13 protein-coding genes and 1 pseudogene are annotated in these 15,432 nt (G+C 65.0%); 9 read left to right on the top strand and 5 right to left on the bottom strand.

Annotated features, from left to right (window positions below):
• Positions 1-21: 21 nt before the first annotated feature.
• Genes CSC94_RS23310 through CSC94_RS23295 form a run of 4 tightly spaced genes read right to left on the bottom strand, consistent with a single transcriptional unit; the run spans position 22 to position 4,129 of the window.
• Positions 22-510, bottom strand: a complete 489-nt coding sequence (locus CSC94_RS23310; protein ID WP_099308773.1) for a TRAP transporter small permease — start codon at positions 508-510, stop codon at positions 22-24.
• A 55-nt stretch (positions 511-565) separates the two neighbouring features.
• The gene (locus tag CSC94_RS23305; RefSeq protein ID WP_165784571.1) at positions 566-1,543 is read right to left on the bottom strand and encodes a TRAP transporter substrate-binding protein; all 978 of its coding nucleotides are present in this window, start codon (positions 1,541-1,543) and stop codon (positions 566-568) included.
• Positions 1,544-1,566: 23 nt separating this feature from the next.
• A complete protein-coding gene (locus CSC94_RS23300; protein ID WP_099308771.1) occupies positions 1,567-2,844 on the bottom strand; it encodes a TRAP transporter large permease in 1,278 nt (425 codons plus the stop codon).
• A gap of 1 nt (position 2,845) precedes the next feature.
• Positions 2,846-4,129 carry an FAD-dependent oxidoreductase gene (locus CSC94_RS23295; protein WP_205853407.1) on the bottom strand — a complete coding sequence of 428 codons (1,284 nt, stop codon included), beginning with the start codon at positions 4,127-4,129 and terminating at the stop codon, positions 2,846-2,848.
• A gap of 95 nt (positions 4,130-4,224) precedes the next feature.
• Here CSC94_RS23295 and CSC94_RS23290 point away from each other — a divergent pair, with 95 nt between their 5' ends.
• From CSC94_RS23290 to CSC94_RS23275, 4 genes are all read left to right on the top strand, one after another.
• Positions 4,225-5,106 carry a LysR family transcriptional regulator gene (locus tag CSC94_RS23290; protein ID WP_099308769.1) on the top strand — a complete coding sequence of 294 codons (882 nt, stop codon included), beginning with the start codon at positions 4,225-4,227 and terminating at the stop codon, positions 5,104-5,106.
• Positions 5,107-5,210: 104 nt separating this feature from the next.
• The gene (locus tag CSC94_RS23285) at positions 5,211-5,852 is read left to right on the top strand and encodes a TetR/AcrR family transcriptional regulator (RefSeq protein WP_099308776.1); all 642 of its coding nucleotides are present in this window, start codon (positions 5,211-5,213) and stop codon (positions 5,850-5,852) included.
• Positions 5,853-5,953: 101 nt separating this feature from the next.
• Positions 5,954-7,939: an oxidoreductase gene (locus CSC94_RS23280; protein WP_099308768.1), complete on the top strand. Its 1,986-nt coding sequence runs from the start codon at positions 5,954-5,956 to the stop codon at positions 7,937-7,939.
• Between the two features lie 35 nt (positions 7,940-7,974).
• Positions 7,975-8,946, top strand: coding sequence for an Ldh family oxidoreductase (locus CSC94_RS23275; protein ID WP_099308775.1), 972 nt, complete (start codon positions 7,975-7,977; stop codon positions 8,944-8,946).
• A gap of 142 nt (positions 8,947-9,088) precedes the next feature.
• Here the strand turns inward: CSC94_RS23275 and CSC94_RS25305 are convergent.
• Positions 9,089-9,223: pseudogene (locus tag CSC94_RS25305) on the bottom strand (helix-turn-helix domain-containing protein); the annotation flags it as partial.
• Between the two features lie 287 nt (positions 9,224-9,510).
• Between CSC94_RS25305 and CSC94_RS23265 the strand changes: the two are divergent.
• The 5 genes from CSC94_RS23265 (at position 9,511) to CSC94_RS23245 (ending at position 14,933) form a co-directional block, all read left to right on the top strand.
• Positions 9,511-10,218 (top strand): GntR family transcriptional regulator, encoded by a 708-nt coding sequence (locus CSC94_RS23265; protein WP_425356543.1) that lies wholly within the window; start codon positions 9,511-9,513, stop codon positions 10,216-10,218.
• Between the two features lie 8 nt (positions 10,219-10,226).
• A complete protein-coding gene (locus tag CSC94_RS23260) occupies positions 10,227-11,129 on the top strand; it encodes a dihydrodipicolinate synthase family protein (RefSeq protein ID WP_099308766.1) in 903 nt (300 codons plus the stop codon).
• 5 nt (positions 11,130-11,134) lie between these two features.
• Positions 11,135-12,634 carry an aldehyde dehydrogenase gene (locus CSC94_RS23255; protein WP_099308765.1) on the top strand — a complete coding sequence of 500 codons (1,500 nt, stop codon included), beginning with the start codon at positions 11,135-11,137 and terminating at the stop codon, positions 12,632-12,634.
• Positions 12,631-13,971 (top strand): NAD(P)/FAD-dependent oxidoreductase, encoded by a 1,341-nt coding sequence (locus tag CSC94_RS23250; RefSeq protein ID WP_099308764.1) that lies wholly within the window; start codon positions 12,631-12,633, stop codon positions 13,969-13,971. Before CSC94_RS23255 ends, CSC94_RS23250 begins: the two co-directional genes overlap by 4 nt.
• Before the next feature lie 71 nt (positions 13,972-14,042).
• The gene (locus tag CSC94_RS23245) at positions 14,043-14,933 is read left to right on the top strand and encodes a dihydrodipicolinate synthase family protein (RefSeq protein ID WP_099308763.1); all 891 of its coding nucleotides are present in this window, start codon (positions 14,043-14,045) and stop codon (positions 14,931-14,933) included.
• Positions 14,934-15,432 lie beyond the last annotated feature (499 nt).

The raw sequence follows: 15,432 nt of genomic DNA, 5'->3' as shown, positions 1-15,432 counted from the left end.
TCCACTTTCGCTGGAATTGCTCTAGCGCCTGCCAGGCGCTGCCTGATGGCGGGCCAGCATTGCAAGGTTCACGAACTCCTGCAGGACGATGGGCACGAAGGCCGCGAGTGGCGCAAGGCGGAACCAGGTATCCGGAATCCTGTAGATCGGCGATTTCAGCATCATGAAGGCCCAGACTTCCGCCATCTGAACGAACAGGAAGACCGCCAGAGCGATCGTCGCGACACTGGTTATCGCCCGGGCGAGGCGCTTGCCGCCATCGGACATGACGTCATAGAGCGCGCTGACCGAAATATGCTTGCGATTGCGGTGCAGGATCGCCGCCGCCAGGAAGGTGAGCCAGATCAGCCCGAGCTTGGTCAGTTCCTCCAGCCCGAGGATCGAACGGCTGAACGCATAGCGAAATACGACCTGCGTCAGGACGCCCAGGACAAGCGCCGCGAGTATGGCCTGCGCAACGCGCAGGTAGATCGCGTGAAGGCGTCCCAGGATCCGATCCAGCGTCTGCATTTGGTGGCCTTTCCCCGGCTCGCCGGCGGGCGCTGAAACCCGCCGGCAGTTCCAGTCACTTGATCGCCTGGATTTCGTCCATCAGACCGGCACTCCACAGGCCGTCAGCCTCCTGCTCGCTTGCCTTTGCGGCCAGCATCTTCCGGAAGGGAGCCGAATTGACCGAAATCACGAATCCGCCGTCATCCGTGATCTTTTTGGCAGCGGTCTGCTCTGTCTGCGTGGCCAGTTCCGCCGAATAGCCGGCGGCCCGCGATGCCGCTTCGACAAGAGCGCTCTGTTCATCCGCGCTGAGCTTCTGGAACTTCGTTTCGTTGATCGCGAGGGTGATCGACGGAAACACGTGGTTGGTCAGCGTCACGTAGGGGGCAGCAAGGTGGAATTTCTGCGCGACGATCGAGTCGAGCGGGGATTCCATGGCGTCCGTGACGCCGGTCTTGAGGGCCTGAAATGCCTCGCCCCACGGCACGGATGTCGGGTTCGTGCCGAGCGTTTCCCATGTCTTGATGTAGGACGGGATGCCCGGAACACGGAACTTCAGGCCCTTCAGGTCCTCCGGCGTGAAAACGGGTTTCGTCGACACGACGACGCGGGGCAGCTTCGCCCATTCGACCGACAGGAAGCGCAGGTTATACTGTTCCCGCAGCTGCGTTTCGAGCCGCGTCTCGATATCCGATTCCAGGAAGGCCTTGAAGTGATCCTGGTCCCGGAAGGTGAACCCCCACGAGATGATGTTGTAGTCGTTCACGAAGTTCGCATAGTTGGTGATGTCCTCGACAACGAGGTCGATGATGCCGGCCTGGGTCTGCTGGATGGCCTCGGCACCGCGGCCCAGCTGGCCGGCCGGAAAGACCTGGATATCGAGCGATCCGCCGGACAGTGCGCCTGCTTCCTCGGCAAACCTGTTGGCCGCCAGACACGTGGGATTGTCGGCCGCAGACGGGCAGGCAAGGCGCAACGTGGTCTGCGCCTCGGCTCCGGTTGCAGCCAGCGCCAGCATGGCGACGGTTGAAAGCATCATTGCATGTTTCATCGGGTTTCCTCCTCTGGATGGTGTCATTGCGCTTGAAGCAGGTACTCGGATGGAAAGAGCACCAGCGCGGGCACGTAGGTGATCAGGAACAGCACGAACAGGATCGGGATCAGGAACGGCAGGATGGCGCGCGCGGTATCGATGAACCGGATTTCCGCGATCTCGGTGACGATGTAGAGCGCCCAGCCCAGCGGCGGGGTGATCAGGCCCACGGTCAGGTTCAGGACCACGACCACACCGAGGTGGACCGGGTCCACGCCGAGCGCGTTGCCCATGCCGACAAGCGTGGGCGTGAAGATCACGAGGATCGAGGTCAGGCTCATGAACGTGCCAAGGATCAGCAGAATGATGTTGACCGCCAGGAGGAAGGCCACGCGCCCGTATCCGGTCATGTCGAAAAAGGCCGACAGCGTCTCGGGAATGCGTTCGGTGGTGACCAGCCAGCCGAAAAGTGACGACATGGCGAGAATGAACAGGATCTGGGTCGAGGTCTCGAGCGTGGCGACCAGCATCGGACCGATGTCCTTCAGCCGCATGTCGCCCATGACGCTGGAGACGATGAACGCATAGGCAACGGCAACGACGCCGGCTTCGGTCGGTGTGAACAGACCGAAGACCAGCCCGGCGAGGATCACGAAAGGCGTCATCAGGGGAAAGGCGTTGCGGACCGCGCTGCGACCGATCGCCCTGAGGCTGGCCTTCTCGCCAGGTGCGACGTAGCGACCGCCGGCAACGTAGACGTAGATCATCATCGCCACGCCCAGAAGCACCCCCGGCACCAGTCCGCCGAGAAAGAGCGCCGGGATCGAGACGTCCGTCATCGTGCCATAGAGGACCATCAGGATCGACGGTGGGATGATCGGGCCGATGCAACTGGATGCGGCGGTCACGGCGGCGGAAAACGGCCTCGGATAGCCGGCCTCGGTCATCGCCTTGATCTCGATGCGTCCGAGTCCGGCGGTATCGGCGACCGCCGACCCCGAAATGCCGGCAAAGAACATGCTCGACAGGATGTTCACGTGAGCGAGACCGCCGCGCACATGACCGACCAGGAGGTTGGCGAAGTTGAAGATGCGGTGGGTGACTCCGCCGGTGTTCATGATCTCGCCGGCGAGGACGAAGAACGGTATCGCCAGCAAGGTGATGCCGCCCAGGCTATCAACCATCGAGAATACCATCACCGTGGCCGGGATGTCGGACAGCAGCATGTAGGCCATTGATCCGACACCCATCGCGATCGCGACCGGCGCCCCGAGGAACATCATGAAAAAGAACACGCTGAAGAGAGCGATCAGGGCCATCTCACGATTCTCCCAGGAAGGCGGACTGGGCGCGCAGTTCCGCCTGGAGCGCCGGGACGTCGATCGCGCGAAAATCACCGGAGTTGCTTTGGGCAACCATGGCCGCGGCGATCCCGGCGGCGTGCCCGGTGGCCATCGCCGAGGGCATGACACGAACGGCGGCAAACGCCTCCGATTCAGCGGAAAGGCCGCGTCCGGCCGTCGCGAGGTTCTTGAGGCCCTTCGGGATCAGCGAGCGATAGGGAATGCGATAGTAGTGGTCTTCGCCGAATTCCTCGATCGTCAGGCTGGTGCTGCCGGCATGGTGAATATCGATCGGGTAGGCGCCACAGGCGATGGTATCCGCAAACCCCTCGTTGCGGCGCAATTCGTCGGCCGTCAGAACGTGTTCGCCGAGAACGCGGCGCGTGTCGCGAACACCGAGCGACGGCGCAAGCCGGTCAAGCCGGGCCTGCTCGCATCCCGGAAGGTTCCCGATCAGGAAGCGCGCAATCCTGACGGCCTGTTCGCGCCCCTCCATCTCTCCGGCCGACAGGGAGAGCGGATCGACCGCATCGACCGAAATGCGGGAGATATTGAACCAGGCGACGGCGGAACCCGGAACCCGGCTGTGGTGGAGGGCCGCCCTGGGAAGGGCGCCGGTTTCCAGCCCGCGCTGGATGATCTCCGTTTTTTGCTCTCTCGATACCGCCTCGAGGCGGGAGAAATCGACTGGCGCCAGGGCGAACATCATGGTCGCCGGCTGTCGTCCGGCCGCCGGTTCGGGCAGGAATTCCGCACCCGCGGCCGAGAGCAGCGCCATGTCGCCGGAGGTATCGAGAAAACATCTCGCCTCAATGCCGGTCAGGCCACCGGGTCCGGCCACCGAAATGCGCTCGATGCGTCCCTTGGTGTTTTCGACACCGCACAGGATCGAATGGAAGAAGACCTCGACACCGCCGGCCTGCATCAACCGGTCCAGCGCGATCTTGAGAAGGTCCGGATCATAGGCGATCCGATCCATGCAATGGCCGGTGGACATGACGAAGCGGTCGAACCCGTCCGCGCCGCCAAGGCCAGCAAGCTCGGCAATGATGTCGTCGGCGATCCCCGCGATGACCTTGCGGCCCGCCCGCGTGTGCCAGCCGACGAACTGGGACACCGAACCCGCGGTGGCGGCCCCGCCAAGGAACCCGGCACGTTCGACCAGGGTGATCCGCTGCCCCCTTCGCGCGGCCGAGACGGCGGCGGCAACGCCGGCCATGCCGCCGCCAACAATGCAGATATCGGTCTCGTGGGTTCTCAAGCCGGTCATCCTCCAAAGCCCATGTTCGGGTGCCGGCGGCCGGAAGACAATTAATATTCGTTCTGTCGGGATTAGCATTATGCTAATCTTAAAGGATGCTCAGCCTTCGCCAGATCGAAACCGTCCGTGCCGTGCTGCTGACCGGATCCATCACCGGTGCGGCGCGCATGCTCAACGTGTCGCCTCCCAGTGTCAGCCGCATGCTGCGCCATGCGGAGTCGGTGGTCGGCATGGCCTTCTTCGAACGCACCCGGAACGGATTCATCCCGCGTCCCGAGATCGACGAGCTGCTGCATGATCTCGAAGCGGTTCACGACGGGATCCTTCGGGTGAACAGGCGCCTGAGCGCCGCGCAGCGTCCGGTCGGAGGGCGGCTCGCGGTCGGCGTATCGCCGGGCCTCGGCGTTTCCCTTGCGCCACGGGCGATCGCAGCCATGCAGCACGAAATGCCGGATGCCGAAATCAGCTTCGACGTCCTGCACAGGGAAGAATTCGCGCCCCAGCTTCTGCTTCAGACAGTCGACCTGGCCATGGCGATCTTCGACGTCGACGATCCGCGCATCGAGGGCGTTCCCCTGGCCGAGGGCCGGTTGATGTGCCTCGTGCCCGCGGACCACAGGCTGGCAAGCGCTGAAGCGATCTCGGTTCATGATCTGCGTGACGAGAACCTCATCGGCTTCAATCACCAGCAATTCCAGCAGGCCATGATCGAACGGATCGCGAGAGATGCCGGGGTGAGCCTGACCCCGATGCTTCGGGTCCGCCTGACCGTTTCGGCATTCTTCATGGTGGCGAGCGGGATCGGCGTTGCCCTGCTCGACAGTTTCACGGTTACCAAGGCGCCGTCGGACAGGGTCAAGGCCATTCCGCTGCGTGAAGAGGCCCGCTTCACCCTGCGCATGTTCCATGCGAGGGATTTGCCGCTATCCCGGATCGCGGAAGCGTTCCTGCGGCATGTGAAATCGGTGCTGGCCTGACCGGCAGTCAACGGGCGGCCGGTTTCTGTACACCTATGTCATTTCCGTGGTCATCAATGACCTTTCAATTGACACTGATGCCCGGCTCTCTGTAGCCTATGTCCATGGAACAGCGACCGGCAACCAGCGACAACGGTGCCCGCGGCTCGGCAGAGCTCTGGTTGAACGCGGCCCGCGAAGCCCTGCTGGACGGCGGCATCGATGCGGTGAAAATCCTGCCGCTCGCCAAGAGGCTGGGGCTGTCGCGAACCAGCTTTTACTGGTTCTTCCGGGACCGTGGGCAGTTGCTGGAGGCCCTCATCGGGCTGTGGCGCGAAAAGAACACCGGCAGCCTGGCGAAACGCGCCGACGCCTATGCGGAATCGGTCGCGGAGGCCATGTTGAACGTCTTCGACTGCTGGATCGACAATGACCTCTTCGATTCCCGTTTCGAATTCGCCATGCGCAGCTGGGCCCTGCAATCGCCCTCCATCCTCGCCGAAATCCGCGATGCCGACCATCGGCGCATCACGGCTCTGACCGGCATGTTCCGGCGCTTCGGCCATGACGAAGGCAGTGCCGACGTCCGCGCGCGCACCGTCTACCTCACGCAGATCGGTTACATCACCATGCAGGAGCAGGAAGACCTCCCCGCGCGCATGCCGCGCATGGCGAACTACGTCGCGATCTTCACCGGACAGGCTCCCGAACAGCGCGAGCTCGACCGCTTCTTTGCCCGTCACGGCTACAGCGAGACCGTGCCGTGACACCATCCGTCAAGGGCGTCGATCGGAACAAGGATTGCCTGCCCGCACGTCCATCCCGCACGCTTTGACGAAGCACCTGCTTCGGGAAAAGGAAAGAAGCCATGTCCGCCCTGTTTCCGAAGCTTTTCTCGCCGGTGACCCTGCGCGGCCGTGAACTGAGGAACCGCATCGTCTTTGGCGCACACACCACCAACATGGCCGAGGGTGGCGTCCCGGTGGAGCGGCATGTCGCCTATTATGCCGAACGCGCCATGGGCGGCGCAGCGATGATCGTGGTCGAGCCCATACCGGTCCACCCGGCGGCCGTTCTGACGCGTGGCAATTTCCGGCCCTGCGACGACAACGTCATCCCCGGTTTCAGGGCGGTGACCGGGGCCATCAAGCAGCACGGTGCCGTCGCCATCCAGCAACTTTACCATATCGGCGCCCATGGCGATTCCGACCTGTCGTTCCATCCGCACTGGTCGCCCTCCGCCGGGCCGAGTTATCACGACAGCGACGGTTCCCACGAGATGAGCGAGGCCGAGATCCTCGAGACCATCGATGGCTTCGTGCAGGCTGCCCGGCGCTGCAAGGAAGCGGGCTTCGACGGCGTGGAGGTATGGGCCGCCTACCTTGGCCTGATCGACCAGTTCTGGACGCCCTGGACCAACCGCAGGCAGGACCGGTGGGGCGGCTCCATGGAAAATCGCACCCGTTTCTCACGCGAGGTCATGAGCCAGATCCGCGAGACCTGCGGACCGGACTTCATCATCGGCCTGTCGATCAGCGACCAGCCGGAAGCAAGCGTTGCGCTGACCCACGCCGAACAGGCCGAGATCGTGGGGCTCCATGACGATCTTGGCCTGGTTGACTATGTCACCTGCGGATCGGGAGGCTACCTCGATTTCCCGAGCCTGATGCCGACCTTCCTTTTTCCCGAGAAGCTCGGCGCCGACCTTGCGAGCGCCATTCGCAAGCGTGTGAAGACGGCGCTCGTGACAGCGGAAAGCCATGTGCGAACGCCCGAAAACGCCGAGACCGTCCTCGGCGAGGGATCGGCCGACCTTGTCTCCATCGTTCGCGGGCAGATTGCCGACCCGCACCTGGCGTCCAAGGCGGCCAACGGGCGGCCGGAAGACATTCGCGGCTGCATTTCCTGCAACCAGATGTGCTGGGGCCGCCGTTCGCGCGATTACTGGATCAGTTGCCTGATCAATCCCTCCGCAGGCCGGGAATTCGAATGGGGCGGCGACCGGTTCACCAGGGTGGACCGCCCGAAGTCGGTTCTCGTCGCCGGGGGCGGTCCGGCCGGTCTCGAAACCGCCCGCGTGGCGGCCGAACGCGGCCATTCGGTCATCCTGGCCGAAGCCTCCAGCCGGCTTGGCGGCAATTTCCTGCTGGCCGGGATGCAGCCGCGCCGGGCCCAGGTCCTCGACCTGATCTCGTGGTACGAACGCCAGCTCTCCGGGCTCGGCGTCGATGTCAGGCTCAACACCTATGTCGAAGCGGAGGACGTGCGCGCCTTCGGTGCCGATGAGGTGGTCCTGGCCACCGGTTCCGTCCCCTCCGACACCGGCTTCCAGAAGGCCCTGCCCGGCATTGCCGCCCTGCCCGGCCTGTCACTCGGCCATGTGTTCTCACCGGAAGCGGTGATGGCGCGCGAGGCACGGCCGGGCAAGCGGGTCCTCGTCCTGGACGAGGCCGGCAACTGGCGCGGCTGCGGCACGGCCTGGAAGCTGGCGGAGGACGGACACGCGGTGACCATCGTGACGCCCGATCCGTTTGTCGGCAAGGAACTGGTGCGCACATCGGCCGACATCCCGCTGCGCCGCAAGCTGCGCCAACTGGGGGTGAACTGGATTACCGACGCAGCCATCGATGCATGGCATGGCGATGGTGCGACCCTCGTCGACCTCAATACCGGGGAAAGGAAGCGCCTGGATGCCGACAGCCTCGTGATGGCAACGACAAGCCAGCCGGCGACCTGGCTTGCCAGGGATCTCGCCGCAGCGGGCATCGCGTTTCGCGAGATCGGCGATTGCGCCGCGCCGCGCCAGGCTGCTTTCGCCTTCCATGAAGGGCGCAAGACAGGACTTTCCCTGTGACCGGCCGAACCCCGATCGCCATTTCCGAAGCCGTCATGGGGGATCTCTCGGAGAAAGCCTGCCTCGCCTGTGGCGCCTCGCCGGCTATGGCCGCCTCGCTGGTTGCCGCAACCTTGTCGGCAGAGCAAGCCGGCCGGCATGAGGTCGGCCTGGCCCATCTTCTCGATTATCTTCAAAGCCTGAAGGACGGCCGGATCGACGGGCAGGCAGACCCGGTGATCGAAAAACCGCTTCCGGCGGTCATCCGGGCGGATGCCCGCCACGGGATCGCCCAGCTGGGGTTCGACCGCGCCTTTGACGATCTGGTCGCCGCCGCGGAAACCTGCGGCATCGCGCTGTTCACGCAGAAGAACAGCTATACGGCGGGCGAGATCGGCTACTATGTGCGACGGCTTGCCGGCCGCGGCCTGATCGCACTCGCCTTCGCCAATGCCCATGCGATGATGGCCCCTGCCCCCGGTGCCGACCGGCTTTACGGGACCAATCCGCTTGCCTTCGCCATGCCGGTGGAGGGAAGTGATCCGCTGGTCATCGACCAGGCAACCAGCGCCACCGCCTTCGTGACTATCGCCAAGGCCGCATCAGAGGGCCGCAGCATTCCCGAAGGATGGGCGGTCAACGCGCGCGGCATGCCGACCACCGATCCGGCGGAAGCCGTTCTTGGAGCCCTGCTGCCCTTCGGTGGCTACAAGGGCGCCAACATGGCCATCATGGTCGAGCTGTTGGCCGCGGGTCTTTCCGGCTCCCTTTGGTCCGCCGACGCCCGCAATTTCCGCTCAGGCCCTGCCGCGCCAGACACCGGGCTCACCGTTATCGGCATCGCGGCAGGGTCCGGCGATGACGGCCTCGGCAAAAGGGTGGCCGCCCAGATGCAGCGGCTGTCGGCAGCCGGCGTCCACGTTCCAGGCCCGTATGGCAGCAGTACGAAAGCCCGGCCGAACAGGCTTCTCGACGTGGACAGCGAGACACTGGCAGCCATCCGCGGCTTTGCAGCAGGCGTCTCGTGAGCGGGACAGCGACGCGTCTGACGGCGAGGAACGCAGCCGTTGCCGGACGTCCGAGGTCAACAGGCCGGCGTGCGAGCGCATGGGGCCGCCGAAAGCCGCCCCCGCCCCTCGACCAGGCCGGGCGCGGTCTTCGCGTCGCGGGCGATACGCCAAACGCGCTCCGGCAGGCGCGGGAGAATTGGCGGAAGCTTTTGAACCCGCACCAGATTGCAATGTCCGACACCGTCGCGTCTGTCTGAAGCAGCAATTTCCCGGCGCGTGCAAGCCATTGTCCGATGGACGTCCTTCCTGGGCGACATGTTCAGGTGGCGCTCAAACAGGCGTTCGGATTGCCGCCTGGAAATGCCGCCCCTCCCCGCGATTGCCGCGACCGGTACCGGTTCCCCGATCAGGTGAAGCATCCGGCCGCAGAGTTGCCGAAGGCCGGGATTTGCTTCTCATGTGCGACAAGGATACGACGGTACGATTTTGTGTGTAGACAAGATGTATTTTCTTCACCTACAAATGGTGATGATATTTGTCTGTTGCGTATCGGTTCGGGCAAGCAGGCAGGAGGCTGATCTGGTGAAGGAAAAGCGAAGCAGGAAAACGATCTGCCTTGAGGATCTGCAGCGGCGGATCCTGACGCAGGACCTTGAGCCGGGCAGCTATCTCGACGAGACGCAGATCGCGGAGGCCTATGCCATTTCGCGGCCGCCGCTGCGCGAGGTGCTGCGGCAGCTGGCGGGCGATGGCTACGTGGTGCTGCAGGAGAACCGCGGCGCCCAGGTGGCGCCGATGACGCACAAGACGCTGAGAAGCTTCTTCGTCGCAGCGCCGATGATCTATTCGGCCGTAACGCGGCTGGCGGCGGAGAATGCGAAGCCGGCCCAGATCATGCGGCTCAAGGACACGCAGCTGCTGTTCCGCGCGGCCATTCGCGATGGCGACGCCGCCGCGCGCGCGCTCATGAACGAGCGCTTCCATGCCATCATCGGCGAAATGGCCGACAACGATTACCTGACGCCCAGCCTGCGGCGCCTGCTGATCGACCACACCCGGATCGGCATGACCTTCTACAGCCCGCGCAACCAGGCGCTGGCGAAGCAGCGCTCGGTCGCCGCCGACCAGCACGACGAGTTCATCGAATTGATCGAGACGGGCGACGCCGATGCTGCGGCCGACCTGGCGATCGCGCACTGGGAGCTGTCCCGCGCGGAATTCGAGAGCTTTGTCACGCCGCAAAGCATGCAGATCCCGCTCGGCCATGCGCCGGGCGAGTTGAAACAGTGAGGAGCCTCATGAAGTTCGAGGGTATCTACACGCCGGTCATCACGCCCCACCGCGAGGACGGCTCCATCGATCGCGACGCCTTTGCCGCGATGATCGAGTTCCTGATCGATGCCGGCGTTCACGGCATCATCAACGGCGGATCGACGGGCGAATACTACGCCCAGTCGATGGACGAGCGCATCGAGATGGCAGGGCTTGCCAAGGATGTCATCGGCGGCCGCGTGCCGCTTATCGTCGGTACCGTGGCCATCCGCCTGCCGGATTCGATCACCATGGCGGAAACCGCGGCAAGGATCGGCGCGGACGCGATCCTCGTCGGTTCGCCGCCCTATTCGGTGCCGACAGAGCGGGAGAACGCGCTCAACGCGCTGGCCATCGACCGGGCCGCTGACCTGCCGATCATGCTCTACAACTATCCCGGCCGCATGGGCATCAACATGGGCGAGGAATTCCTCGACCGGGTCGGCCGGAGCCGGAATTTCTGCGCCATCAAGGAAAGCTCGGGCGACATCAACCGGGTGCACCTGATGGCCCGCGACTACCCGCACATCCAGCTCTCCTGCGGCATGGACGACCAGGCGCTGGAGTTCTTCGCCTGGGGTGCCAGAAGCTGGGTCTGCGGCGGCTCCAACTTCCTGCCAGGCGAGCATATCGCGCTCTGGAAGGCCTGCGCGGTGGACGGGAACTTCGACAAGGGGCGGCGCATCATGTCGGCCATGATGCCGCTGATGCGCGTGCTCGAACAGGGCGGCAAGTTCATCCAGTGCATCAAGTACGGCACGGAGATGAACGGGCGCCATGCAGGCCCGCCGCGGCCGCCGCTCAAGGCGCTCAACAAGGACGACAAGCGGCAGCTTGAACAGGTGGTGCGGGTGCTCAAGCGCACCGTAGCCGAGATCGAGGCGGAGTAAGGACCATGGGCGACCTTCTGACAACCGGCGAATACAAGGCCATCGCGGCCACGCTCGCGTTCCCGACACAGGCCTTCATCAACGGCGGTTTCCGGCCTGCGGCATCGGGAAAGACGTTCGACACGATCAATCCGGCGACCGGCGACGTGCTGGCGAAGGTGGCGGCCTGCGGGGCGGCCGACGTGGACTTCGCGGTCGCGAAGGCCCGCGATGCCTTCGAGGACGGGCGCTGGTCGCGCCTGGCACCGGGCGACCGCAAGCAGGTGCTGATCCGGCTGGCCAAGCTGATCGGGCGCAATGCCCGCGAACTGGCGGTCATGGAAAGCCTCGACAGCGGCAAGACCATCTACGACTGCGAGACCGTGGACCTGCCCGAGACGGTCCATTGCCTGACCTGGCACGCGGAACTGATCGACAAGATCTACGACCAGGTCTCGCCGGCCTCCGACAACCATATCGCCATGGTGATACGCGAACCGGTCGGCGTGGTCGGCCTCGTCCTGCCGTGGAACTTCCCCCTGCTGATGCTGGCATGGAAGATCGGCCCGGCGCTGGCGGCCGGCTGCTCGGTGATCGTCAAGCCGGCCGAGGAGACGTCGCTGACGGCGCTGCGCGTTGCCGAACTGGCCATGGAGGCCGGTATTCCGGCCGGCGTGTTCAACGTGGTGCCGGGCACAGGGCCGGATGTCGGCGAACCGCTCGGGCGCCACATGGACGTCGACATGATCTCGTTCACCGGGTCGACCGAGACCGGCCGGCGGTTCCTGCGCTATGCGGCGGACTCCAATCTCAAGGAAATCACGCTGGAGATGGGCGGCAAGAACCCCGCCGTGGTGCTGGACGATGCCGAGAACCTCGACCGCGTCGCGGCCCATGTCGTCAACGGCGCGTTCTGGAACATGGGTGAGAACTGCTCGGCCTCCTCGCGGCTGATCGTGCAGAAGGGCGTCAAGGATGCGCTGCTGAAGCGGATCGTCGCCCATGCCCGCGAATGGCCGGTCGGCGATCCGCTTGACCCGCAGAACCGCGTCGGCGCGCTGGTCTCGCCGGCGCATTACGAGAAGGTCTGCTCCTACCTGGACAAGGGTCAGACGGTCATCATGGGCGGGAAGGCCGACGGCGGGTTCGTCGAGCCGACGATCCTCGACGTCACGGACCGGAACGCCGCGCAGGTGCGCGAGGAGATCTTCGGCCCGGTCCTGTCGGTTCTGACGGTGGAGAGCTTCGACGAGGCCATCGCGCTGGCCAACGACACGGACTACGGCCTGGCCGCCTCCATCTTCACGTCGAACGTCAAGCGGGCCATTCGCGGCGCGCGCGCCATCCGCGCCGGCACGGTGACCGTCAACAGCTTCGGCGAAGGCGACATCTCGACGCCGTTCGGCGGCTTCAAGGCCAGCGGCTTCGGCGGCCGCGACAACGGCATCCAGGCCCACGACCAGTACACCCAGGTCAAGACGCTCTGGATCGATCTCAGCGATGACGCCGACGAGGCGGTGGCTTGACCCGATATTCCGCACGACGGTTGCCGGTGCGCCTTGGTCCGGCTGCGTGGAATGAAATACTCGGGCCGCAGATCGCGGCCCGAAGCCTTGAAGGCAAGCGGACAGCGGATTTCGTCGTCATCGGCGGGGGCTTTGCAGGCCTGTCGGCGGCGCGGCGTCTCGTCCAGCTCCAGCCTTCCGCGCGCGTTGTCGTCCTGGAGGCCGGGCGACTGGCCGAAGGGGCGGCGGGCCGCAACTCCGGCTTCATGATCGACCTGCCGCACGAACTGACCTCCGAGGACTATTCCGGGCACGGCGACGACAAGACGATGATCGGCCTGAACCGGCAGGCTATCGCCTTCGCGCGCGACGCGGTCGGAGACTATGGAATCGACGCGAACCATTTCGATCCGGCCGGCAAGGTGAACGGCGCGGCGAGTGCGGCTGCCGAAGCCCATAACAGAAGCTACGCACAGCACCTTTCGTCGCTGGGAGAGGCGAGCGAAATGCTCGACCCGCGCCAGATGCGCGACATGACCGGCTCGAACCACTACATCTCCGGTCTCTACACGCCGGGCACGGTCATGCTGCAACCGGCGGGCTATATTCGCGGACTGGGCGCCGGCCTTGCCACGCAGGGTGTCGACGTTTTCGAGAACAGCCCCGTCCTCGCATTCGAGAGGGAGGGCGACGGGTGGCGCGTGAGGACCGGGAAGGGATCGGTCGGCACGCCGCGCGTGATCCTGACGGTCAACGGCCACCTGGAAAGCTTCGGCTTTGCAAGCGACCGGCTGATGCAAATCTTCCTCTATGCCGTGATGACGCCGGACCTCGATGCCGCAGCGCTGGCTAAACTGGGCGGACAACCACGCTGGGGCATCACGCCCTCAGACCCGATGGGCACGACGGTTCGCCGCATCGATGCCGGGCAAGGCGGCAACCGCATCGTCACCCGCACCTGCGCGACGTTCAGGCCGGATTGCGCGCCCTCGAAATCTGACCTGGCGCGTGCCGCCCGGGTCATGCGACGCAAGTTCGACCAGCGGTTTCCGCAATTGAAGGGAATGCGCATGGAGCATGCCTGGGCGGGACACCTGTGCCTGACGCTCAATGGCGTCGCCGTGATGCGCGAGGTGGAGAAGGGCGTCTTCTCCGGCTGCGTCCAGAATGGCCTCGGCACCGCGCGCGGCACGCTGACCGGTATCGGCGCGGCGGAGCTGGCCTGCGGCGAACGGAGCGCCATCACCGACCATTTCACCGCGGAGGCACAGCCGACAAAGCTGCCGCCACGGCCATTCCGCGAGATCGGCGCCAATGCCGTTCTGCGCTGGAGAGAATGGAAGGCCCGCGACGAATAACGCTTTCTTCGACGCCCGGCCTGTTGTCGGTCCGGCGCAACGCACTGCAGCCTTCCCGGAGGAACCCCGTCATGCCGCCATTTCCGTTTCCCGGCATCAACCTCGCGCTCGCCACGCCGTTCGACGAGCGAGGACGCATCGATTTTTCGCGGATGGAGCGCAACATCGATCGCTACCTTGCCGCGGGCGTGGAGGGTTTCGTGCTGTCGTCCGGCACCGGCATGCACGTCTACCTGTCGCCCGACGAGGCGCAGGAGGTGATTGCGCGCGGGGTCCGGCAGGTGAAGGGCCGCGCTCGCGTCATCGCCCAGACGTCAGCGCTGATGGCGGAAGACGTGGTGGCGCGCTCGAAGCGGGCGCGCGACGCCGGCGCGGATGGCATCATGGTATTGCCGCCCTTTTTCGAGGGGCCGACCGATGACGACGGCATCGTGGATTTCTACGCCGAGGTCGCCACGGCCGGCCTGCCGATCATCGGCTACAACGTGCCGCATGCGGTCGGGGTCGAGATCACGCCAGCGCTGCTTAGGAAGCTGTGCGAAATTCCGGGCTTCCTGACCGTCAAGGATTCTTCCGGCGATCTGGCTGGCCAGGCCTCCCTGATCCGCACCGGTCTTCCGGTGATGAACGGCGCGGACACGCTGGTACCCTATGCGCTCTACGCGGGCGCGGCCGGCCTCATCTGGGGCGGTGCGAATTTCGCGCCCCGGACCTGCCTGGCGATGGTGAAGGCCGCGAGCGAGGGGCGCTGGGCCGATGCGCGGGAGCACTGGTCCCTGCTGGAGCCGATCATGTCGCTGATCTGGGCCGGGGACTACGTGCAGTCGGTCTACGCCGCAGCCGAACTCACGGGATACGGCGCGGGCACGCCGCGAAAGCCGCTGCGCGGCCTCCCGGCGGAGCGGATCGCGGCGATCCGCGACACGATGGGGGCGCTGATCGGGATCGAAACGCGGCTATAGTCACGCAGCCTGCCTGCCCCTTGCCGAGAACGCCAGGCGGACCACGACACGAATGAGGATATCCGGCTGCGCACCGCCCTCGTCAGCGGCGCAACGCAAGGCATTGGCAAGGCCATCGCGCTTCTGCGCGACGGATGCCGCCGTCCGCGCCGATCACAAGCGCACGTTTTCCCGTCAGATCGTACATGATGCCATCTTTCCATATGGCGGGTTCAGGTCGCGGCCGGCAGGAATTTCACGCTCGCACCGGGCGATCGCCTGACCGGGCGCAGACTATGACATCGGGCACAGCGCCGCTTGCAGGAAACGACAAGCCGGGCTTGATACCGGTCCTTGCCCCCAACGCTGCAACCACAGCCGATACACTCCCGACAAGCCGAGTGAGCTACTCCCCATCTCTTGGACAGGTTCTAGCGTGATTTAAGCTACTCTCTGCTCCTGCTGATCGGTTTGGGTTTCGTCATTTCTCAGCCAATAGACCACGGCCGGTGGTTTGCCG

It is taken from the genome of Zhengella mangrovi, assembly GCF_002727065.1.
Lineage (GTDB): Bacteria > Pseudomonadota > Alphaproteobacteria > Rhizobiales > Rhizobiaceae > Zhengella > Zhengella mangrovi.
The sequence above is the reverse complement of the archived record's forward strand: the minus strand, read 5'-3'. Positions and strand labels throughout refer to the sequence as shown.

Bases quoted from the DNA above. Each gene is read 5' to 3' on its own strand.
- CSC94_RS23305 (WP_165784571.1), bottom strand. From the start codon at position 1,543: ATGAAACATGCAATGATGCTTTCAACCGTCGCCATGCTGGCGCTGGCT.
- CSC94_RS23245 (WP_099308763.1), top strand. From the start codon at position 14,043: ATGCCGCCATTTCCGTTTCCCGGCATCAACCTCGCGCTCGCCACGCCG.
- CSC94_RS23300 (WP_099308771.1), bottom strand. From the start codon at position 2,844: ATGGCCCTGATCGCTCTCTTCAGCGTGTTCTTTTTCATGATGTTCCTC.
- CSC94_RS23260 (WP_099308766.1), top strand. From the start codon at position 10,227: ATGAAGTTCGAGGGTATCTACACGCCGGTCATCACGCCCCACCGCGAG.
- CSC94_RS23280 (WP_099308768.1), top strand. From the start codon at position 5,954: ATGTCCGCCCTGTTTCCGAAGCTTTTCTCGCCGGTGACCCTGCGCGGC.
- CSC94_RS23290 (WP_099308769.1), top strand. From the start codon at position 4,225: ATGCTCAGCCTTCGCCAGATCGAAACCGTCCGTGCCGTGCTGCTGACC.
- CSC94_RS23275 (WP_099308775.1), top strand. From the start codon at position 7,975: ATGGGGGATCTCTCGGAGAAAGCCTGCCTCGCCTGTGGCGCCTCGCCG.
- CSC94_RS23310 (WP_099308773.1), bottom strand. From the start codon at position 510: ATGCAGACGCTGGATCGGATCCTGGGACGCCTTCACGCGATCTACCTG.
- CSC94_RS23255 (WP_099308765.1), top strand. From the start codon at position 11,135: ATGGGCGACCTTCTGACAACCGGCGAATACAAGGCCATCGCGGCCACG.
- CSC94_RS23285 (WP_099308776.1), top strand. From the start codon at position 5,211: ATGGAACAGCGACCGGCAACCAGCGACAACGGTGCCCGCGGCTCGGCA.